Source organism: Halomonas kalidii, from assembly GCF_030010475.1.
In the GTDB taxonomy this organism is placed as follows: Bacteria; Pseudomonadota; Gammaproteobacteria; order Pseudomonadales; family Halomonadaceae; genus Halomonas; species Halomonas heilongjiangensis.
This window is the reverse complement of sequence record NZ_JASCQN010000041.1, coordinates 45,737-68,099: the sequence shown is the minus strand read 5'-3', so window position 1 is coordinate 68,099 and position 22,363 is coordinate 45,737. Positions and strand designations below refer to the sequence as shown.

17 protein-coding genes are annotated in these 22,363 nt (G+C 52.7%); all 17 read left to right on the top strand.

The genetic code is table 11. The annotated features are described in order from the left end of the window. Nucleotides 1–134: 134 nt before the first annotated feature. Nucleotides 135–1,580: a mannose-1-phosphate guanylyltransferase/mannose-6-phosphate isomerase gene (locus QLQ85_RS12800; RefSeq protein WP_282739346.1), complete on the top strand. Its 1,446-nt coding sequence runs from the start codon at nucleotides 135–137 to the stop codon at nucleotides 1,578–1,580. Nucleotides 1,581–1,596: 16 nt separating this feature from the next. Then, complete coding sequence (locus QLQ85_RS12795) at nucleotides 1,597–2,973, top strand: phosphohexomutase domain-containing protein (protein ID WP_282739345.1); 1,377 nt, start codon at nucleotides 1,597–1,599, stop codon at nucleotides 2,971–2,973. Next, nucleotides 2,958–3,752, top strand: coding sequence for an ABC transporter permease (locus QLQ85_RS12790; protein ID WP_282739344.1), 795 nt, complete (start codon nucleotides 2,958–2,960; stop codon nucleotides 3,750–3,752). The genes QLQ85_RS12795 and QLQ85_RS12790 overlap by 16 nt, the downstream gene beginning before the upstream one ends. After that, a complete protein-coding gene (locus tag QLQ85_RS12785) occupies nucleotides 3,749–4,969 on the top strand; it encodes an ABC transporter ATP-binding protein (protein WP_282739343.1) in 1,221 nt (406 codons plus the stop codon). Before QLQ85_RS12790 ends, QLQ85_RS12785 begins: the two co-directional genes overlap by 4 nt. Further along, nucleotides 4,966–6,126, top strand: a complete 1,161-nt coding sequence (locus QLQ85_RS12780; protein ID WP_282739342.1) for an FkbM family methyltransferase — start codon at nucleotides 4,966–4,968, stop codon at nucleotides 6,124–6,126. Before QLQ85_RS12785 ends, QLQ85_RS12780 begins: the two co-directional genes overlap by 4 nt. After that, nucleotides 6,126–8,675: a glycosyltransferase family 4 protein gene (locus QLQ85_RS12775; protein ID WP_282739341.1), complete on the top strand. Its 2,550-nt coding sequence runs from the start codon at nucleotides 6,126–6,128 to the stop codon at nucleotides 8,673–8,675. The genes QLQ85_RS12780 and QLQ85_RS12775 overlap by 1 nt, the downstream gene beginning before the upstream one ends. A gap of 18 nt (nucleotides 8,676–8,693) precedes the next feature. Continuing rightward, on the top strand, nucleotides 8,694–9,623 hold the full coding sequence (locus QLQ85_RS12770) for a glycosyltransferase family 2 protein (RefSeq protein ID WP_282739340.1): 930 nt from the start codon (nucleotides 8,694–8,696) through the stop codon (nucleotides 9,621–9,623). 24 nt (nucleotides 9,624–9,647) lie between these two features. Beyond that, nucleotides 9,648–10,757, top strand: coding sequence for a Coenzyme F420 hydrogenase/dehydrogenase, beta subunit C-terminal domain (locus QLQ85_RS12765; RefSeq protein ID WP_282739339.1), 1,110 nt, complete (start codon nucleotides 9,648–9,650; stop codon nucleotides 10,755–10,757). Next, entirely contained in the window at nucleotides 10,754–12,022 is a 1,269-nt protein-coding gene (locus tag QLQ85_RS12760; protein WP_282739338.1) for a polysaccharide pyruvyl transferase family protein, read from the top strand. Before QLQ85_RS12765 ends, QLQ85_RS12760 begins: the two co-directional genes overlap by 4 nt. Continuing rightward, the gene (locus QLQ85_RS12755; RefSeq protein ID WP_282739337.1) at nucleotides 12,019–12,933 is read left to right on the top strand and encodes a hypothetical protein; all 915 of its coding nucleotides are present in this window, start codon (nucleotides 12,019–12,021) and stop codon (nucleotides 12,931–12,933) included. The genes QLQ85_RS12760 and QLQ85_RS12755 overlap by 4 nt, the downstream gene beginning before the upstream one ends. A gap of 8 nt (nucleotides 12,934–12,941) precedes the next feature. Next, nucleotides 12,942–15,143, top strand: a complete 2,202-nt coding sequence (locus QLQ85_RS12750) for a hypothetical protein (protein WP_282739336.1) — start codon at nucleotides 12,942–12,944, stop codon at nucleotides 15,141–15,143. A 63-nt stretch (nucleotides 15,144–15,206) separates the two neighbouring features. Then, nucleotides 15,207–16,241 (top strand): GDP-mannose 4,6-dehydratase, encoded by a 1,035-nt coding sequence (gene gmd / locus QLQ85_RS12745; RefSeq protein ID WP_282739335.1) that lies wholly within the window; start codon nucleotides 15,207–15,209, stop codon nucleotides 16,239–16,241. A 25-nt stretch (nucleotides 16,242–16,266) separates the two neighbouring features. Continuing rightward, nucleotides 16,267–17,166: a GDP-mannose 4,6-dehydratase gene (locus QLQ85_RS12740; protein WP_282739334.1), complete on the top strand. Its 900-nt coding sequence runs from the start codon at nucleotides 16,267–16,269 to the stop codon at nucleotides 17,164–17,166. 8 nt (nucleotides 17,167–17,174) lie between these two features. Beyond that, a complete protein-coding gene (locus tag QLQ85_RS12735; RefSeq protein ID WP_282739501.1) occupies nucleotides 17,175–18,380 on the top strand; it encodes a glycosyltransferase family 4 protein in 1,206 nt (401 codons plus the stop codon). A 22-nt stretch (nucleotides 18,381–18,402) separates the two neighbouring features. Further along, a complete protein-coding gene (locus QLQ85_RS12730) occupies nucleotides 18,403–19,569 on the top strand; it encodes a glycosyltransferase (RefSeq protein WP_282739333.1) in 1,167 nt (388 codons plus the stop codon). A gap of 39 nt (nucleotides 19,570–19,608) precedes the next feature. Continuing rightward, nucleotides 19,609–20,997 carry an undecaprenyl-phosphate glucose phosphotransferase gene (locus tag QLQ85_RS12725; protein WP_282739332.1) on the top strand — a complete coding sequence of 463 codons (1,389 nt, stop codon included), beginning with the start codon at nucleotides 19,609–19,611 and terminating at the stop codon, nucleotides 20,995–20,997. Nucleotides 20,998–21,053: 56 nt separating this feature from the next. Beyond that, nucleotides 21,054–22,295: an O-antigen ligase family protein gene (locus tag QLQ85_RS12720; protein ID WP_282739331.1), complete on the top strand. Its 1,242-nt coding sequence runs from the start codon at nucleotides 21,054–21,056 to the stop codon at nucleotides 22,293–22,295. Nucleotides 22,296–22,363: the final 68 nt, after the last annotated feature.

Genomic DNA, 22,363 nt, shown 5'->3' with positions numbered 1-22,363 from the left:
GGCATGGGAATGCGCCCGGGACAATCCCCGGGCGGTAGCGTGCCCGAATGTCGGCATCGTTACTCCCTCTCCAGGTGGGGGCGCTACATCTCCCCTTGGCTAGGTGCTTCTTCAATCGGATCTGAGAGAACGTCATGAATTTCGTACCCGTCATCATGTCAGGGGGGGTGGGAAGCCGCCTCTGGCCGGTTTCCCGTGAGACCCATCCCAAGCCTTTCATGGCGCTTCCGGATGGTCAGAACCTGATCCAGAAGACCTTCCTGCGTGCCAGTGGCCTGGATGATGTCAGCGAGGTATTGACGGTCACCAATCGTGAACTGTTCTTTAAGACGGAAGACGAGTACCGCAAGGTCGACAGTGAGCACACCAAGCTGCGCTACGTGCTGGAACCCTTCGGTCGCAACACCTCGGCGGCCGTGGCCGCGGCAGCACTACAGCTCAACGAAGCCTATGGCCCCGACGCGTTGATGCTGGTCTTGGCGGCCGATCACCTGATCCAAGACGAAACGGCGTTCTCGGAAGCCGTCAACAAGGCCAAGCAGATCGCCTCGCAGGGCTGGCTGGTGACCTTCGGCATCGAGCCGCAGTACCCGGAAACCGGGTTCGGTTACATCGAGGCCGACAAGGCGAGCACCCTGGGTAGCGGCTATCGGGTTGCTCGCTTCGTCGAGAAACCGAATCTCGAGACGGCGAAAGAATACCTCGAGGCCGGGCGCTACTACTGGAACTCCGGCATGTTCTGTTTCCCGGTGGGGCTGGCTATCGAGGAACTGCGCGAACATGCGCCGGACGTTATGGAAAGCGTGGCAGCCACCCTGGCAGCATCGCGCGAAAGCAAGGGAGACGGTTATCAGAGTCTGGCGCTCGACCCTGAGCAGTTTGCCGACGTACCGGATATCTCCATCGACTATGCCTTGATGGAGCGTTCCTCCAGGGTGGCCGTGGTGCCATGCGATATCGGCTGGAGCGACATCGGCTCCTGGAATGCCTTGAGCGAATTGACCGAAGCCGATGCCAACGGCAACCGTTGCGAGGGTGAGGTACTGGTACACGAAGCCCGCAACAACTACGTCTATAGCCCCGAGCGATTGACCGCCCTGGTCGGGATCGAAGACCTGCTGGTGGTCGACACCCCCGATGCCGTACTGGTCGCACACAAGGATCATGCCCAGGACGTCAAGCAGATCGTCAAGCAGCTCAAGGCGAACAAGCACGATGCGCACCTGTTGCACCGTACCGTGCATCGCCCCTGGGGGACCTACACCACGCTGGAGCAGGGTGAACGCTTCAAGATGAAGCGTATCGAAGTCAAGCCCGGCGCATCGCTCTCGTTGCAGATGCACCATCACCGTAGCGAACACTGGATCGTCGTCAGCGGCATGGCCCGCGTCACGAATGGGGATCAGGAATTCTACCTGGATACCAACGAATCGACCTTCATCCGTGCCGGCCACAATCATCGCCTGGCCAATCCCGGCGTGATTCCGCTGGTGCTGATCGAGGTGCAGAGCGGTGATTATCTCGGCGAAGACGATATCGTGCGCTTCGAGGACACCTACGGCCGTGTCGATGAACAGTGATCAGGGGCCGGAAAGGATGAAACCGATCACGACTCAGTGCTTCAAGGCCTACGATATTCGTGGCCAGGTACCCGAGCAGCTCAACGCCGACCTGGCCTACCGCATTGGCCGGGCCCTGGTGGCCGAGCTGCATGCCGAGAGTGTGGTGGTGGGCCGCGACATGCGCCTCGAAAGCCCCTGGTTGGCCGAAGCGCTGATCGATGGCATCACTGTTGCCGGGGCCGATGTCATCGATATCGGCCTGTGCGGTACCGAGGAAGTCTACTTCGCCACCAGCCACTACCGGGCCGACGCCGGCGTGATGGTCACCGCCAGCCACAACCCCAAGGGCTACAATGGCATGAAGCTGGTGCGTGCCCAATCTCGCCCGATCAGTGGCGACACCGGCTTGAAGGGCATCAAGGCTCGCGTCGAGAGTGCGGATCTCGGCCATGCGGCCGCTACCCATGGCCGCATCGAACAGCGCGTCGACAAGTCGGCATACCTGGCAAGGTTACTCGAGTATGTGGACCTCTCCGAACTCAAGCCGCTGAAGATTCTGGCCGACCCCGGCAACGGCGCGGCCGGGCCGGTGATCCAGGCGCTGGGCGAGCGGTTGCCCTTCGAGTGGGTATTGATCAACGAAACCCCCGACGGCCATTTCCCCAACGGCGTGCCCAACCCCTTGCTGCCGGAGAATCGCGAGCAGACTCGCCAGGCGCTGCTGCAGCATGGTTGCGATCTGGGCATCGCCTGGGATGGCGACTTCGACCGCTGCTTCTTCTTCGATGCCAACGGTCGCTTCATCGAGGGGTACTACCTGGTTGGTCTGCTGGCCGAGATGCTGCTCGCCGACAACCCCGGCGAGAAGATCATCCATGACCCGCGCCTGACCTGGAACACGCTCGATCAGGTACGACACGCGAAAGGGGTGACGGTGCAGTCGAAGACCGGCCATGCCTTCATCAAGGAGCGCATGCGCGAGGAAAACGCGATCTACGGCGGTGAGATGAGCGCTCACCATTACTTTCGTGATTTCGCCTACTGCGATAGCGGGATGGTCCCCTGGTTGCTTGTTACGGCGCTGATGTCGCGCATGGGAAAAACGCTGGCCGAACTGGTCGACCAGCGTATGGCCGCCTATCCGTGCAGCGGCGAGCGCAACTATCGCGTCAACGACGTGCAGGACACCCTGGTGCGTTTCGAACAGCACTATCGGGGCCAGGCGCAGCGGTTCGACACCACCGACGGCATCAGCCTGGAGTTCGACGACTGGCGGTTCAACGTGCGTGGCTCCAATACCGAGCCGCTGCTGCGCCTGAACGTGGAAAGCCGTGGCGATGCCGATCTGGTCAACGCCAAGGTTGCCGAACTGGAAGCCCGTTTGCAGGAGTGGCAATGTCTGACATGTTGAAGGGCTTGTGGGCCTATCGCGGCTTCGTGCTCAGTTCGATCAAGAACGAGTTCGTCACCCGCTTCGCGCGCAGCAAGCTGGGCGGGTTCTGGATGATCCTGCAGCCACTGGCTCAGGTGCTGATCTATGCGTTGATCCTCTCCGCCGTGCTCTCGGCCAAGCTGCCCGGGATCGACAGCCAGTACGCCTATGCGATCTACCTGACCGCAGGCTTCCTGGGCTGGATGCTGTTCTCCGAGATCATTAACCGTTGCCTCAACCTGTTTATCGAGCAGGGCAACTTGATGAAGAAGATGAAGTTTCCCAAGATCACCCTGCCCACCATCGTGGTCGGTACGGCGCTGCTTAACAACGTGATGCTCCTGTTGGCGATCCTGGGCGTGTTCGCGGTGCTGGGGCACTTCCCAACCGTTCAGATACTGTGGTTACCGGTGCTGACCCTGGCGATGGTCTCGCTGGCGCTCGGTGTGGGCCTGGTGCTCGGCATTCTCAATGTGTTCATTCGCGATATCGGCCAGGCGGTGCCGATCCTGCTGCAGGTGGCGTTCTGGTTCACGCCGATCGTCTACCCGATCAACATCATTCCGGAACGCTTGCAGCAGCTGCTGGTGCTGAACCCCATCTACCCGATCATCCGCGGGTACCACGATGTGCTGGTGTACGGCCAGGCGCCGCACCTAGGAGAGGTGATCCTCATCATGACCGTCGGCTTCCTGATCCTGGCCTTCGGCCTGTTCCTGTTTCGCCGTGCCAGCGCCGAATTGGTAGATGCCCTATGAGCCTGATGATCGTAGACAACCTGGGCAAGGCCTACCGCACCTACAAGACCGAATGGCACCGCATCGGGCGCTGGATGGGGATCCCGTGTCAACCCAATGAAGAACATTGGGTACTGCGCCATCTGAGTTTCGAGATCCAGCCCGGCGAGGCCATCGGCATCGTGGGCCAGAACGGGGCAGGGAAGAGCACCCTGCTCAAGATGATCACCGGCACCCTGCAACCCACCGAAGGGTCTATTCAGGTCAATGGTCGCATCGCTGCCATCCTCGAACTGGGCATGGGGTTCAACCCGGAACTCTCGGGGCGGGAAAATGTCTTCCATGCCGCCGGCCTGATGGGCTTCTCGACCCCGCAGATACAAGATGCCATGCCGGATATCGAAGCCTTCGCCGAAATCGGCGAGTACTTCGATCAGCCGGTGCGTACCTACTCGAGTGGCATGCAGATGCGCGTGGCCTTCGCTGTGGCCACGGCGTACCGACCAGAAATCCTGATCGTCGATGAAGCCCTGTCGGTGGGCGACAGCTACTTCCAGCACAAGAGCTTCAACCGCATCCGCGAGTTTCAGGAGCAGGGCACCACGCTAATGATCGTCTCGCACGACCGTAGCGCGATCCAGAGTCTGTGCGATCGGGCCATCCTGCTGGAACAGGGCTGTATTCTCAAGGATGGCAACCCTGAAGAGATCTTTGATTATTACAATGCCATCATCGCCGAAAAAGAGCAGAGCACTGTCGAGGTCAAGTGCCTGGATAATGGCAAGGTACAAACCAGTTCCGGCACCGGCGAGGCGCGGGTCCAGGACATCGGGCTTTACAACAGCAAGGGCGAAAAAACGGACCATGTTGCAGTGGGCGAAGCAGTAGAGTTGAGGGTCAGGGTCAAGGTATTCGAAGATATTGAAAGCTTGGTGATAGGTTACGGGATCAAGGATCGGCTAGGTCAAGTCATGTACGGTACCAATACGTGGCATACAGAACAAATCATCAAAGCCCCAAAGAAAAATGAGATAATTGATTTTATTTTTGCGTTCCCGGCTAATCTAGGGGTGGGTTCACATTCTGTGCAAATTGCATTGGTGAGTAGTCATACTCATCTGGAAAGCAACTACGAGTGGCGGGATTTGGCATTAGTATTTGATGTTGTGAATATTAATTCAATTCAGTTTTCTGGATGCTGTTGGATTGAGCCCATTATTAAGGTTGAGAAACAATGAGCTTTATTTCATATGCTCAAAATTTTGAAGACGTTATTCTATGGCGTGCCCTTCAACATGTTGAGCAAGGGTTTTATATTGACGTTGGGGCAAATGATCCATTAATAGAATCTGTTACTAAAGCATTTTATGAGCGTGGATGGCATGGCATCAATATAGAGCCTTTGCTGACGCATCATGCTGATTTAGAGCGCGATAGGCCGCGAGATATAAATCTGCAATGTGCGGCTGGCGAATTGAATGGTGAAATTGAAATTTGGGAATGTGATGTTCGAGGTTGGGCCACGGCATCAGAAGATGTTGTCGCCCAGTACTCATCTAGTGGTCACTCAGGTGAGTTTCATAAAGTTCAAGTTTATAGACTTGCGGATATATGTGAAAAGTATGTAATCGGTGAAATCCATTTTTTGAAAATTGATGTTGAAGGCTTTGAAAAATCAGTGATTTGCGGGATGGATTTCTCACGCTTTCGTCCGTGGGTAATGGTGATCGAAGCAACACGGCCGAATTCGACCGTCGAAAGTTACGCTGAATGGGAAAATGATGTTCGTGCTGCTGGTTATGATTTCGTCTATCATGATGGCCTAAATCGATTCTATGTAGCAAAAGAGCATGTTGAATTAGTAAATTCATTTCGCTACCCGCCAAATGTGTTTGATAAGTTTATTCGATATGAGCAATTGAATTCTGGACTGAAGGCTCAGCAAGCTGAAGCTACAGCTAAGTTAGCAGAGTCAAGAGTCCAGAAAGTGGTAGTTGAGTTGCAGGAAGTTTATAGTAGCCGTTCTTGGCGTATTACTGCTCCGCTTCGTTGGCTTCTGCAACAGGTGCGGCTCCTGCGAGATTGTGGATTAAAATCTAGGTTAAGAGTTGCAGGTGAAAAAGTAGCATATAAATGCAAGGCAGTGGTCAGGAGTTATCTCGAGTCCAATAATGCCGTAAAGCATAAAATAATTGTAGTGGTAGATCGGTTAGGCTTTTATCCAGTGTTGAGCTCAATCTATAGACGCTTCATCAAAGGTGCTTCCAAGGGTGTATCATCTGGTTGCTATGGTGGGTTGTTACAACCCAGTAGTCTTGATGAGCTCCCGCCAAGGGCAAAGCAATTATATTTTGAACTTAAGTCCAGCTCTAGTCAGCAGCAGGAAAGCCACTGATGCGTATTGTCATTGATCTTCAGGGCGCGCAAACAGAAAGCCGCTATCGTGGAATCGGCCGTTATAGCCTTTCACTAGCAAAAGCCATCGTGCGCAACAGTGGCGAACACGATATTATAATTGTGCTGAGTGGATTGCTGCCAGATACGATTGAGCCTATCCGTGCATCCTTTGATGGGTTGTTACCGCAAGATAATATCCGTGTATGGGATGCACCTATACCCTGTAGAGAAATTGAGCCAGGGAACGCATGGAGACGTGAAGCCGCAGAATATATTCGTGTAGCCTTCATTGAATGCCTTGAGCCTGATGTCATTTATGTTTCCAGCTTGATCGAAGGGTATGTTGATGATGCTGTGACATCCGTAAAGAAATCGGGCTCCCGCATACCTACGGTTGTGACTCTTTATGACTTGATTCCATTCGTAAATCCAGAGAAATATCTGGATCGTGACAAGTCATATAAAGATTTTTATTCAAGAAAAATTGAATCGTTGCGGCAGGCTGATGGCTGGCTGGCTATTTCAGAAGCAACGCTTCAGGAAGGTATAAAGTTTCTTTCCTTGGATAGAGATAATATCGTCAATATATCGACGGCATGTGACTCCGTTTTTCATGCAGCCATACGAGAGGGTGATGAGAAAGCGAAATTGCAGTCGATGCATACAATTGGACGCTCCTTTATTTTGTATTCCGGCGGTGCGGATGAAAGAAAGAACCTGCATCGGCTGATTAGAGCATTTGCAAAGCTTCCATCAGCGATAAAAGAAAAATACCAGCTGGTAATGGCGGGTAAGATGCCTGCTGCTGAAATCTCTCTGCTTGAAGGGACGGCAAAGAAAAGTGGTCTGTCGAAAAATGATATGGTCTTCACTGGATATGTGACCGATCATGACCTTTCAATTCTCTACTCTACTTGCGATTTGTTTGTCTTCCCTAGCTGGCATGAGGGGTTTGGCCTACCTGCTCTAGAAGCCATGTCATGTGGAGCGCCTGTTATCGGGTCTAGGGCAACAAGCATTCCTGAAGTGATTGGTCGAGATGATGCGCTATTTGATCCTTATGATGAAAGCTCTATTAGCGAAAAAATTCAGGAAGTGATCAGTAATGACGAATTCCGAGGTGAATTATCCAGGTGGGGCATCAGTCGAGCCAAAGAGTTCTCGTGGGATTACTCTGCTAAACAAGCGATTCGTTTCTTTGAAAAAGCAGTGCTGCAAAGCCAACGTACAAGCAAGATTGTAAATACTGATCATGTGGAAGCCTTGAAAAAAAGCATAAAGGCAATAAGAGCTTCCAAACCTACTGATAGCGATCTTTTTCGAGCAGCCTATTCAATTTCAATTAACCATCCAGTCAAGAAAGAAAAGCAGCTATTCATCGACATATCGGAGCTGGTAAACAGGGACGCTAGAACGGGAGTGCAGCGAGTTACACGTAGTTTGCTCTCTGAGCTGTTGCGGAACCCACCAGTAGAATACAACGTCTGCCCTGTGTATGCCGATACAACCACTTGTGGCTATCGTTACGCGAATCAATTCGTCAATCATTTTTTAAGTCGCGATGACCAAGATGCAGAAGATTATGTAATTGAATTCAAAGCGGGCGATTTATTTTTGGGGCTTGATTTGCAGCATCATGTGGTAGAGGCACAAAAAAATTATTTATTAGCGTTGCGCCAGCGCGGGGTGAAAATTTTTTTTGTTGTTTATGATTTGCTTCCTATTATGCTGCCAGCGAGTTTTCCTGTTGGATCTAAGGAAGGGCATGAGCGCTGGTTGAGGGTGCTGTCGCAATACGATGGAGCTTTCTGCATTTCAAAGTCCGTGGCCGACGAACTGTCCGGATGGATGAGTGCAAATGTCATCGATAGACAACGACCATTCTCGATCAACTGGTTTCACTTGGGAGCGGATATCAAGAGCTCGATTCCCTCCAAGGGCTTGGATGACAACTCTGAAAGGATAATTGAACAACTCAAAAGCTCTGATTCGTTCTTGATGGTGGGAACCGTTGAGCCTCGTAAGGGGCAAGACCAGGTGTTAGATGCTTTTGACGTACTATGGTCCCAAGGGCACAGCATTAATCTTGTAATCGTGGGAAAGCAGGGGTGGATGGTAGATGCTCTGGCTGAACGGTTGCGCCAACATCCACAACAAGATAAGCACTTATTCTGGCTTGAGGCAGTCAGTGATGAGTACTTGGAAAAGCTCTATGAGGCCTCAAGTTGTTTGATAGCGGCGTCGAGAGGCGAAGGTTTTGGTTTGCCGCTTATAGAAGCGGCGCAGTATAAATTACCAATTATTGCTCGTGACATCCAGGTATTCCGCGAGGTGGCGGGCGAGTATGCTTTCTATTTTAACTCACTTGACTCTCACGGTTTAGCCAAAGAAATCAATGCATGGCTAGAGCTCTATAAAGCAGGAGAGCACGCTAAACCTGATGAGATGCCGTGGCTCACATGGGAGCAGAGTGCTGAACATCTCAAGGAAGCTTTATTAGGGTGTAAGCCAATCAAGGTTCACTCTGAAGGCAAATCGACAGTTTGATAAGATTAGGAATCCGGTTTGAAACTGATCATACAAATACCTTGTTATAATGAAGAGGCAACTCTTGCCATTGCACTTGATGCGTTGCCGCGAGAGGTTCCAGGCTTCGACAAGGTTGAGTGGCTCATTATTGATGATGGCAGCGAAGATGAGACCATTAGAGTTGCACAAGAGAATGGCGTCGATCATATCGTGCGGCATACTCGCAATGAGGGTCTGGCCAAAGGGTTCATGAACGGGTTGGATGCCTGCTTGCGCCTGGGTGCCGATGTCATTGTCAATACTGATGCGGACAATCAGTATAATGCAGAGGATATTCCTGCCCTGACCAAACCGATCACTGACGGTGAAGCGGATCTGGTGGTTGGGGCAAGGCCAATCGCGACGATCGAGCATTTTTCTCCTGTAAAAAAGATATTGCAGAAGCTGGGTAGCTGGGTCGTGCGTGTTGCGAGTCGAACCGATATTCCCGATGCACCCAGCGGCTTCCGTGCCATGTCTCGAAAAGCCGCTCAGCGGATGATGGTATTCAACGAGTACACCTATACATTGGAAACCATCATTCAAGCTGGCCAGAAGAATATGGCGATAACATCCGTGCCGGTTCGAGTGAATGAGGATCTTCGGCCGTCAAGGTTGTTCAAGAGCATTCCTTCTTACATTCGACGTTCTGTCGTTACCATTATCAGAATATTCGTTGTTTATCGGCCGTTTCGTTTTTTCGGCATTATTGGTGCAACCCTGTTTAGTATTGGCTTTCTGATTGGATTGCGCTTTCTATGGCATTATCTCAATGGTGAAGGTGCAGGCCATATTCAATCCTTGATCCTTGCTGGCGTCATGCTGGGGGCAGGTTTTCAGACGATTTTAGTGGCATTTCTTGCGGACCTATTGGCAGCAAATCGCAAGATGCTTGAAGATATACGCTTCCGGATTCGTGAAGACTGAAGCGCGGAAGCAGGGGGATGGTTGATGCTTGGTAATATTGTTGACCGGCTAGTAAAAAAGGAATGGACAGATGACGATGTAAAACAATATGTGGGGGATTATCAATCCGCATATCTTACGTATGCCAACAATCCAGAGACACGGTCAGTAGCCGCCTCTGGCGGCACTACCAGTGCATTGCTGATCAATGGTCTCGAGAATGGCGACTATGAAGGTGTGGTTGTCTGCAACACGGTGATAGTTGATGGAAAGGTAAGGCCAAAATTTATTATTGCGACGACCCCTGAAGAGATTCTTGCAGCGCGTGGAAGTAAGTACGTAGAAACACCTTTCTTACGTGAGGTGTTGCCTCTAATTCGAGGGTTTCAGGGGCGAGTCGCCGTTGTCGGTTTGCCATGTGATCTTTCAGGTCTGAAGCGTAGAGCCGCTAAGGACCCTGAATTTGGTAATAAAATAGCATTAACCGTTGCGCTGGTATGTGGGCATAATTCTCGGCATGCTCTCATTGATGAAACGACAAAGCGGCTAGAACGTGAAGCGGGAAAGAAGCTGGCTGATTATCGGTTTCGTGTCGGTCATTGGCGGGGGCAGCTGGAGGCCGAATTCGAGGACGGGTCAGTTATTTCCAAACCGACAAAATACTTCAACGACTACCAGAACCTCTTTTTCTTTAGTGAAAGAAAATGCATGGCGTGTCATGATCACTATGGCTATGATGCGGACATCACTGTGGGGGATGTTTGGTTATTTCGACTTAAGAGAAATCCAATAAAACATACCGGCGTGATTACAAGGACCGACAAAGGTCATACCTTTTATGAGAAGGTGTCGAGAAACAATATCATTGCCAGTGACAAGTTGGATGTGAAAGACATCATGGATGGGCAGTCGAGAATTGGCCCTTCTCACTACAACACATCGGCCCGCTCAAAAGTTAGCCGTTTCTTCAAGATAAAATTAAAGGACACGGTTGGAGAAAAGGTTTCCTGGCACTCGTACCTGAATGCTTATATTACACTGGCCAATATGCGACTAAGCGAAAAGGAGTGGGGGCGAAAGCTTATATTCAAAACTCCTAGGCCAGTGTTGAAATTTTATTTATATTTCAAGAAGGGTTTGGAAACATTGCGATGAAGGAAATATCAATAATTGGTGCGACGTTTTACGGGAATCGTGGCGCCGAAGCTATGCTTAGTACCACGATAGGAAGGCTTCGTGAAGCTTGTGCCGGTGATTTGCACTTCAATGTCTTTACATATTACCCCAAGAGCGATGGTGATCTGATAGACGATTCCAGGGTGTCGGTATACTCCTCTACCCCTGCCTATTTGGTAACTGTACTCTTCCCCGTCGCGATACTGTACCGGTTGTTTGGTGCTTTACGGTTGAGTTTTTTTCACCGTTTCTTCCCACAATCCATCTTGTCTCTGGCAAGATCAAAAGTTTTAATATGTTTGGCGGGTGTTTCATTTGTCGAGGGACGGACCAAGTTTATACCATTCAATATCGCCACTATCCTACCTGCCATGGTGCTGGGAGTTCCCGTCGTAAAATTTTCACAAGCAATGGGGCCTTTCAAGTCATATATAAATAGGGTGGCGGCACGAATCTTTCTAGGCCGTTGCCGACAAGTCTTTACGCGCGGTGAGACGACACATGCCTATCTACGCGATCTGCTCACCGCGTCAGAGCGTTACCAGCGCGCTGACGATGCTGCCTTTCTCTTCAAGAGCGAGGATTGCCTAAGCCAGCAAGTCGCGGGTTTAGAGAATAAGTTATCGGAACTAAAAGTTCTTCGTCAATCCGGCAAGACTATTGTGGGTGTTTGCCCAAGCGTCGTGATCGCCAAACGAGCCGAAGCTGCCGGTTGGGATTACCACCAGCGCATGCAGGAGCTGATTAGCGGCTTGGTAGAGAAGGGCTATGCAGTTGCTCTATATCCCAATGCTACGCGGGGTGAGGATATGGATAAGACCCATAATAATGATTTGCCACTTTTGGCAGAGATTGAAAAGAAGTTATCTTCAGATATTAGTAAGCATGTTGTCAGCTTTTCTGGGTCGCTCAATGCTGCTCAGATTCATCAGATCATTAATGCCTGTGATGTCCAAGCTGTTTCACGCTTTCATGCCATGGTGGCTTCATTGGCCTCATGTATTCCTGTTATGGTTATTGGTTGGAGTCATAAGTACCTCGAAGTCATGGAGCGTTTTGGCCAGCAAGACATGGTGCTTGATTATAAGAAGGGCAGCGTAGAGCCAGTCATTGACTGTGTCGATCGCTTGATCGCAGAAAGAACTGAACGTGCTCAGAAAATATCCAATGCATTGCCTGCAGTTCAAAAGCTTTCAAATGTACAGATCGATTATATCACCCATTTACTGAAGAGCAGCTCATGAACTGGGCTCTTCTCAAAAATGTCGCCAAGTGGATTTGGCTCAGTGCGATTGTTGTTTTTGTCATCTATTATGCGCTCAATAAAAGAGACATAATTCTTCAGACGCTTTCTTTACTGTCATGGGGGATTTTGCTTGGCGTTTTTCTACTGATATTCTTAGCCAAGCTCTGTCTAGTTGCCAACATGCGGATAGCAGCAAGTCATTTCTCCATTAATTTTGGCTGGATAGATAGCTACCGCATCTACAATCTCACTCAGTTGGCAAAATATATACCGGGCTCCATCTGGCAATTTGTCGGACGTATTGCCATTCTTCGCGAACGTGGAGTGGCCGCTCAGGATATTCGTGACTCACTGTTAGCAGAGCACTTGTGGGTAATGGCCTCTGCAGGGGTAATGGGTGTTGTACTCATTGCTGCCAGCCAGCCTGGCTTATTGCATGTTTGGTTCGATAACGTGGATGTCAATATTCGGCTCCAGTGGGTGCTGGCTGGGTCGGCCTTGATGATTGCTTCAGTAATAGTGGTCTTCTTCTTAAGAAGTCACCTGTTACGTTGGTTTCTTAGGCTTCGCCCTCCTGTTATGGCTATTCCAGCCCTTTTATTTACTTGGTTATTCCTAGGCTCTTCACTGGGGGTTACGATTGCTCCTTTTGTAGAGTCTTCCCCACCGCTAGCTTTTATTATTGGTATTTATTGTCTTGCCTATGTGGCAGGCTTTTTAGTGCCCTTTGCGCCAGCAGGCTTAGGTGTGCGTGAGGCAGTTTTTACGTTTTCCCTAATCCCATTCATGAGTGTAGACCTTGCGGTTTTATTGGCGGCAATAAATCGGATTGTATACTTTTCTGTAGAGATAATAGCTGTTGTATTTTGTTTTCGCCTGAAAGGTTTTCAGATTAATAAAATAGGGTAGTAGGGATCATGGGAAGTAGAGTATCTAGATCCGACAGTGGTTGGTTCTTCATGGCTTTGTTAATTGCTCTTGTTATACATGGAGCGATTCCATTTTTAGCTCTTCCTACTTTAGGTCAAGCGCTAGGTACTACCGTCGGCTTTGCACAGTCTCTTCTTAATGAGGGTGGCTTTTCACTTTACGCGAAGAACTTTGGCTACCCAACCCCGATGCCTCGCTCATTTGGTCTGGCAGGGGTTCTGGTAACAGAATTCTTTCTCTGGGTTGGTTTTAGCCCTGCTGATGCTTACACAAGCATGGCACTTCTTTTTTTGGCGCTAGCTTTTTGGGGAGCATATTGCCTTTCTGTATTCTTAGGTTCATCTAAAAAACTTGCGTCCATATTAGCTTTACTCTGGTTATCCCAGCCCGTAGTTTGGAATCATTCGGGATACTCAATGCTTTCATTAGGTGTTTCACTTCTCCCGTCATATCTATACGTTGCTTTTCTTTTATGTACCCCTCGCTTCAGTTTTGTCGATAAAACAAAAATTGTCGGCCTTTTTGTTTTTGTATGCATTGTCTCTGTGTTTATGGATGGCTATAGTTATGTGATGTTTGCTGCTGGGGCATCATTCATATGGCTGTTCACATACTATAAAATTAATGAAAGTCGATCATATGTTCTTTCATATTCGACACCTTTGATGTTCCTTGGGTTTGGTTTGTCATATGTCCTATATTCACTATATATTGGCCAAGCGAGCTTTCCATCATCACCTATTGATTTCTTCCGGGGATGGGGGCTTGATTTATCTTTTCTTGTGATGCCCACGCAAGGGGTGCATTGGCTTTGGGATTCTCTTGATTTAAGTGTTCAGCGATCTAGCGATGACTTCTTTGGTGATTCCTCGGTATGGGTCACGACTTTTTCACTTCCTATCATCATGGTCGGAATTTATGCCTGGTGGGTGGGGAAAAAATGGACACATATTGCAAGTCTATTTGTATTGATATCCATCTTCGCATTTTATATGTCGCTTGGCCCCTCGCTGAAGGTGAATTCCATAAAAGATATTTCACCTAAAGGTGAGTCATCATATGGCCGCATGATGCCTGAAGATATGGCTTTGATGCCTACGGGGAGTGCTATCATCTACGAAAACATTCCAGGCTTTAAGAGTATGCGTGCCACTTACCGTTGGCATGCGCTTTTTATTTTTGGGATGTGGGGATTGGTTATTATACTGGCAGTCCGTTGTGAAGCAAAAAACCATCGTATAGCTGCTTTCGGCATTCCATTTGTTTTATTGATAACAGTGCTGCCTGACCCTGTGGCCACTTTATCGAAAAAAATTGATAATCGTGCATCTGCTTTTAATTTAGATGAAGAGTTACTGTTGCCTATAGGTGGGAATATATCAAAAAAAGATACGGTTGCTTTTCTGCCATACCGAAACGATATTTTGGTTAACTATCTGTCATCAAAGTTGGATTTTACAACGTACAATGTTGGTGGTGATAAAAATTTGGCCATGGCCAAGAAAAATTGGCCATTTATTATAAAAAGTTCTCCACATGGTTTGGTTGATAATAATATTGAGGAAAGGATTTATCATCTCCTGTCGCAAAATCAGGCCGATGCCATCGTTTTGCTTTATGTAGACAGTATCAGAGCAATCCATTCTTGGCCAAGTCCTCCAGCGTATAGAGTAGATTTCAACCCCATAGTTTCTAATCTTCAGGAATCTGGTTGGGTGGATGTTGTTCAGCATGAGTACTTTGCTGTAATAAAGCCAGGTGATGATCTGCCGGAAAATTATAAGATAAATGGGAATGGTTTTTCCGTAGAGGGGTTTTCTTACAGCAACCATCATTCGCAAGTGGGTGAATTGCGAAACGAAAGTTTGGTTTCCACTGGAGCAGAAGGCTTCCTTCATTTTGGCCCTTACAAGTATCTTCCTGCTGGCAGGTATGGCCTCATTGTCAAGGGGGAGTCACACTCTTCTGAGTCAGCATGGATAGATGTTGTTTCTGAAAAGGGAGGCGTTAAACATTTTGGTGACTCCTTGAGTGATTTCGATGAAACTGGTGTGCTTTCTCAGGGGGAGTTCGAACTTAAAGATGATGTAACTGATTTGGAGATTCGTGTTTTTGTGGCAAATGAAGATCAAGTGGTTTTGCAGGGATATGAGGTTTTCCCCGCTGCAGAATCTACTTCAGATGAATAACTATTTTTGTTGCAATTAGGTGAATTACTGTCTTGAAATTGGTTTTCTGAAACAGTGGGGTTTTTGATGAAGGCGATTATTACCGGCATTACCGGCCAAGACGGCGCTTATCTGGCCGAACTGTTGTTGGAGAAGGGCTATGCGGTCTATGGCACCTTTCGCCGCACCAGCTCCGTCAATTTCTGGCGGATCGAGGAGCTGGGGATCCAGGACCATCCCAACCTGCATCTGGTGGAGTATGACCTGACCGACCTGTCGTCCAGCATCCGCTTGTTGCAGTCAACTGAGGCGACCGAGGTGTACAACCTGGCGGCGCAGAGCTTTGTCGGGGTGTCGTTCGATCAGCCGGTGACCACCGCGGAGATCACCGGCCTGGGGCCGGTGAACCTGCTGGAGGCGATTCGCATCGTCAACCCCGAGATCCGCTTCTACCAGGCGTCGACCTCCGAGATGTTCGGTAAGGTGCAGCAGATTCCCCAGACCGAGGCCACGCCGTTCTACCCGCGTAGCCCCTACGGGGTCGCCAAACTGTATGCCCACTGGATGACGATCAACTATCGCGAGTCCTACGGCATCTTCGGGACCAGCGGAATCCTGTTCAACCATGAATCGCCGCTGCGCGGGCGCGAGTTCGTTACGCGAAAGATCACCGACAGCGTGGCCAAGATCAAGCTGGGCAAGCTGGACGTGCTCGAACTGGGCAACATGGACGCCAAGCGGGACTGGGGCTTCGCCAAGGAGTACGTGGAAGGCATGTGGCGCATGCTCCAGGCCGACAAGCCGGATACCTATGTGCTGGCCACCAACCGCACCGAAACGGTGCGCGATTTCGTCACCCTGGCCTTCAAGGCGGTGGACATCGAGCTTCGCTGGGAAGGGGAGGGCGAACAGGAGCAGGGGCTGGATGCCAGCACCGGCCGGGTACTGGTCAAGGTCAATCCCAGGTTCTATCGCCCCGCCGAGGTCGAGTTGCTGATCGGTGATCCGCAGAAGGCCAGGGATGAGCTGGGCTGGGAGCCGAAGACCTCGCTGGAGGAGTTGTGCCGGATGATGGTCGAGGCCGACCTGCGCCGCAACGAACAAGGTTTCTCGTTTTAAGCCACGCGTTTCTTCAGGAGGCTGTATGCCAACTGCCCTGGTGACGGGGGCGTCCGGCTTTACCGGGCGCTACATGGTCAAGGCGCTAAAGGAAAAAGGCTTCCACGTGGTGGGATGGGGTTCCGACCCGTGCGGGGCCGATGACACCCAGCCATGCGATCTCACCGATGCGGCGGCCGTTCAGGCCGCCGTTTCGCGTGCACGGCCCGATTGGGTCGTGCATCTGGCGGCGCTTTCGTATGTGGGCCATGCCGATCAGGAAGCGTTCTACCGTACCAATGTGTTCGGTACGCTGAACCTGTTGGCGGCCCTGGGGGGGCTCGACTCGCCACCCTCACGGATTCTGGTGGCCAGCAGCGCCAATGTGTATGGCACTCCCGGGCTCGAGGTCATCGATGAGACGGTGTGCCCGGCACCGGTCAACCATTACGCCTGCAGCAAGCTGGCGATGGAGCACATGGTGGCCAACTATTTCGAGGGGCTGCCGATCGTGATCACCCGCCCGTTCAACTACACCGGCCCGGGGCAGGACGACCGCTTCCTGATCCCCAAGATCGTCAAGCACTTTGCGGGGGGAGAGCGCGTCATCGAGTTGGGGAATATCGATGTCAGCCGCGACTTCACCGATGTGCGGGATCTGGTCGGCGCCTATATCGCCTTGCTGGAAAGCGATGCAGTGGGGCTTCGTGTGAATGTCGCCTCCAACAAGGCGACGGCACTGCGCGCGTTGATCGAGACCATGAATGAACTGGCGGGCTACGAGATCGAGGTCAGGGTGAACCCCGATTTCGTCCGGCCCAACGAGATCGCGCGCTTGTGTGGCGATAGCACCCGGTTGCAAACGCTGACCGGGTGGCAGCCTGGCTACCCCCTGCGCGATACACTGGCGGACATGCTGGTCCATGAACAAGGAATGTTGGCGTGAAGTTGACGGTGGGCCTGGATGCGCTGACTCCCCCCTTGACAGGCATCGGCTATTACACCCTGAACCTGCTGGAAGCGTTTGGAGATTGCCCCGATATCGAGTTGAGCGGTATTTCCTATCGGGGGCTATGGTCCCGCGAGCAGATCGAACACTCGCTGAGGCAAGCCAGTCAGCCGGCGCCGGTTCAGGCACGGCAAGACCCTTCGGCCGCCCGGTGGCACCGCCTGCGGGTGGCCGCCCGCGACGTGCCGGCGGCCTATCATGCCGCCAAGTGGTGGCGCGGCCGCAAGTGCGGGCAATTGCTGGCGAGCCTGGATAGCCGCACGATCTATCACGAGCCCAATTTCGTCGGCTATCCGTTTCGCGGGAAGACGGTGATTACCGTACACGACCTGTCGCATAGCCGGTTTCCGGAAGCCCATCCGCCGTCGCGGGTAGCGTACCTCAATCGGCACCTTCCTCGGGCAGTCCAGCAGGCGTCCGCGATCATCACGGATAGTGCCTTCGTCAAGCGCGAGCTGCTTGAGCTGGGGTTGGAGACGGATCCATCGCGCATTCATGTGACGCACCTCGGCTGTGAAGCGGGCTTTCACCCACGCGATGAACCATCCACCCAGCCATTTCGGGAGCGGCTGGGGTTGCGTTGGCGGGGCTTCGTGCTGGCGGTGGCGACCCTGGAGCCACGCAAGAACTTCGAAGGCTTGCTGCGTGCCTATCAGGCACTACCTCCGGAGCTTGCCCGTGAGTATCCCCTGGTACTGGCCGGGGGCGGTGGCTGGAAGGGAGCGGGGCTGAAGCGTCTGATCGCCGACATCAAGCCGCCGCACCGGGTGATCGTCACCGGCTATCTCGCTCGCCCCGAGGTGCAGGCATTGATGGCCTCCGCTGCCGTGTTTGCCTACCCATCGCTCTATGAGGGATTCGGTTTGCCGGTTCTCGAGGCCATGGCCAGTGGCACCCCGGTGCTGACATCCGACAATACCTCCCTGGGGGAAATCGCCTCCCAGGCGGCCTTGACGGTGCCGCCGCACGAGGTCGAGGCGATCGAACAGGGGCTAGCGTCGCTGCTCCGCGACGGCAGCAAGCGTGATAAACTCCGCGCCCTTGGGTTACAGCGAGCGGGGGAGTTTTCCTGGCGCCGCTGCGCCGAACAGACGCTGGGGGTGTATCGCATGGTAGACAGGGACGTGGGCAAGGGGTGTCATGGCGGCTAGCTCGACAGGCTCGGTCAGGAAGGTGTTGCTGGTATACAAGCACTATGCGCCCGACACCGGCGGGATCGAAACCGCCATCAAGCAGTATGTGCGGTGGCATCAGGACATGGGCCATGAGGTGACCGTGCTGTGTTGTGCGACCTCGGGTAGGGCGACGCGCCACGAACGCATCGACGGGGCCCGGGTCATTCGCTGCGGCTCATGGGGCCATCTGAAGTCGGTCCCCTTGTCGCCGGCCTTCTTCTGGCACTACTGGCGGGAAACGCGCGCTGCCGATCTGGTGCATGTGAACCTGCAGTTTCCCTGGGCCAGCCTGGGTTACTGGCTGTTCGGTAGAACGCGGGCGTGCCGATGGCTGGTGAGCTATCACATGGATGTGCACCGGCAGAAGTGGCTGAAGCGTTTGACCTATCCCTTCGATCGTTATCTGCTGACACGTGCCGACCAGGTGATCACCGGTAGCCCCAAGCTGCGTGAGCACTCCGAGATGCTCTCGGCCATCGAGCGCGACATCGCTATTCTGCCTTATGCCCTGGAGGAGGGGCGCATCGAGTCGGCGCTGGCCCCGGCCCAGGCGACGCCTGCCCGCGAGGCGGAACAAGAGCTGCCGGCTCCCGGCTACTTCGTCTTCTTCGGGCGCCTAGTGGAGTACAAGGGAACGCGCCCTACGGCGGCGGCCATGCGGCGGCTGGCGGTGGAAGCCCCGGGGATTCGCTTCGTGGTGTTTGGCCGTGGCCCGGAACAGCAGGCCTTCGACCGGCTGGCCACGGAGTTTCCGGAGCAGGTGACGGTGATTCCCGAGTTCGTCAGTGAGCGCCGCAAGTACCAATTGATCGCCCGCTCGGCCGCGGTACTCTTCCCCTCGGTGTATCCATCCGAAGCCTTCGGCATCGCCCAGCTGGAGGCCATGGCCTGTGCCAGGCCGATCATCAACTGCTGGCTGAATAGCGGTGTCAACTGGGTGGCCCCCGACCGGGAGTGTGCGATAACCGTGGCTCCGCACGATGTGGAGGCGCTGGTCACCGCCATCCGGCAGCTCGATACCGACCCCGAGTATGGCCGTCGACTGGGCGACGCCGCCCGTCAGCGCTTTCTCAAGGAGTTTTCCGAGCCCGTGGTGGCCAAGCATTTTCAGCATCTGGTGACGAGGTTGGTGGGTGACGAGAGTCGGGTCACCTGTGTTGGATGAGTGATATCACCTGATGACGCTGATGGAGTGGTTGCCTTCATGAGGCAGGCTGGAGATAGAAGTCCGATTACCGAGCGCTACCCCGCTCAGGTCTTCGTGCCGCTGGTCGATTCAATTGCGGTCTTCGTGGGTGGGTTCGTTGCCCACTACCTACGGTTTGGTACCTTCGATGTCCACGAGCGCTTCATGATCGGGATGTTCCTGATCGCGATCTTCGTGGTCATGGCCAATTTCATCGACGACGCCTATGTGCGCTGGCGCACGACCCGCCTATCCACCATCCTGTTTCGCTTGATGGGCGTGTGGCTGGGGGTCACCATCGTGGCGACCTCGATCATCTACCTGGCCGAAGCCTCGGTGCGCTATTCACGCCTGTGGCTGGGCATGACGATGGTCTTTTCGCTGGTGCTGGCGGGGGGCTTTCGCGTCGCGGTGATGCTGGCCTTGAAGTATGCCCGCGCCAAGGGCAAGAATCTGCGCGGGGTCTTCCTGGTCGGTCCGGGAACGAATTTGCTCAATGTGGCCAGGAGCATGCGCAAATCGCCGGGCGAGGGCTTCGCCATCGCCGGCGTTCAGCGGTTGAAAGACAAGCCGGATCGGGCCTTCCTGGAGTGCGTGGCGCGGCGTGTCGAGGCTTCCGGGGCAAGGGAGGTATGGATCTGCCTGCCGCTGGAGATGGGCAGCACGGTGCGCGAGATCGTGCATGCCTTGCGTCACCAGACGGTGGAAGTGCGTTTCATTCCCGAGTTCGGCGAGATTCAGCTGCTCAATCATCAGATCAGCGAGGTCGCAGGGCGTTTCGCCATCGACCTGAGCGTGACGCCGATGGTGGAGACGGCGCGCTTCGTCAAGCGAGTCGAGGATATCGTGCTGGGGTCGCTCTTCCTGCTGATATCGCTGCCGGTCTGCCTGATGATCGCCGTGATTCTCAAGTGCCAGTCACCGGGGCCGGTGTTGTTCAAGCAGTATCGCATGGGTATCAACGGAAAGCAGTTCAAGGTCTACAAGTTTCGCTCCATGGAAGTCCACGAGGAGGCGAGTGGCCAGGTCACCCAGGCGCGTCGCGGCGACCCCCGAGTGACCAGGTTTGGTGCTTTTCTGCGCCGTACCTCCCTGGATGAATTGCCTCAGTTCTACAACGTATTGCAAGGGCGGATGTCCGTCGTGGGGCCGCGCCCCCATGCCTTGGTGCACAATGAACAGTACAAGGAACTGGTCGAGTCCTACATGAAGCGCCATAAGGTCAAACCGGGGATGACCGGTTGGGCGCAGGTCAACGGCTTCAGGGGGGAAACTGATACACTGGACAAGATGGAGCGGCGTGTCGAGCATGACCTGTGGTATATCGATAATTGGTCGCTGTGGCTGGACCTGCGGATAATCTTCCTGACGATAGTTAAAGGCTTTACCGGTAAGAATGCATATTGATAGGTGCTTCTTGGCGAAAGCACCATGGTCTCCTGTATAATTTTTGGAAATAATTAATGACACTTTTTGACCGTGGCAGGGCAGCTCACTTCAACGGTATCGTATTATTCCTTGTATTGGCTTTGCTGGTTTCGACCCCTGTCAGGGTTCATGTCCTGATCGCCCTGCTTGCGTTGTATGCAATAGCATATTTGGTAGTGGCTAGAGAGAGTGTCAAGCTAAGCGCATTGGATTACTGTGTGATGGCTATATTGTCACTTTACGCCATTAGCCATATTCCTGTGTTCTGGTTGAGCGGCTTTTCATGGCGCTACCTCAGTCCGGGGCTTCATATGGTGGCCGTTATCCCCATTTATTTGATGCTTCGGCATGCATCTCCAGCCATCTCGTTGACACGGTATCGAGACTATATGGAGTGGGGGGCCGTCATTGGCGCGCTAGGAGCTGCGACAATCGCCATTTACCAGACCCAGTGGCAGGGAGGCTACAAGGCAGATGGCTTTCTGTTTCATATAAACTTTGGATATCTGTCCTGCTCCCTGCTGCTTGTTTGTGTGGCACTGATGCACGGTTCTTCACGAAAAATCATACTCGCTCTTGGTGTGCTCGCGGGTTTGGCGGCAACTCTATTGAGTATCTCGCGTGGCGCTATATTCGTGATACCTCTGGTACTTGCCATGCTGCTGGTACTGAATTTTTCACGCATCGGGGCATTGCGTGTCACGGGCGCCGTGATCGGCTTTATCGTCTTGGCAATCATCAGCTATGCAACGGTCCCCATGGTCAAGGAGCGCATGGATTTCACCGTGGAGGAATTTTCCAGCATCGCCGAGGGAAATGTGGAAGCCGCCATTTCTAGCGGTGGACGGCTGCAATTGTGGCGAGCTGCTACTGAAGCTTTCAAGGAGCGGCCATCGATTGGCCTGACTTATGATGAGCGCGAAGCGTTCAATCATGAGCTCGTTGACAATGGGGTCGTCACGGAGTGGGTGCTTGGAGTTTCGCGTGGTCATGCCCATAGTCAATACTTCGAAACCTTGGCTAGCGGTGGCGTGATTGGTCTTTTCGCCCTGATCGGATATTTGATTATTCCAGGCGCTTATTTTTTGTCTCGATATGTGAAGGATCCTGAGAATACGTATGCCTTGGTCGGGGTGACCTTTAGCGCTGCCTTTGCCTTGTTTTGCCTGACTGAAGTTGCGCTACAGCATGAAATGATCGCTACTTACTATGCCTATATGCAGGTTGTCATATTTGTCTTGGCCTTGGTGTATGGCCGCCAGGGGAACTATTCATGAAGCATGGATTGATCAGCCTCCAGGAGTGAGAATTTTGGTACTTGAAGCACGGCTGGTGAGGTTACATT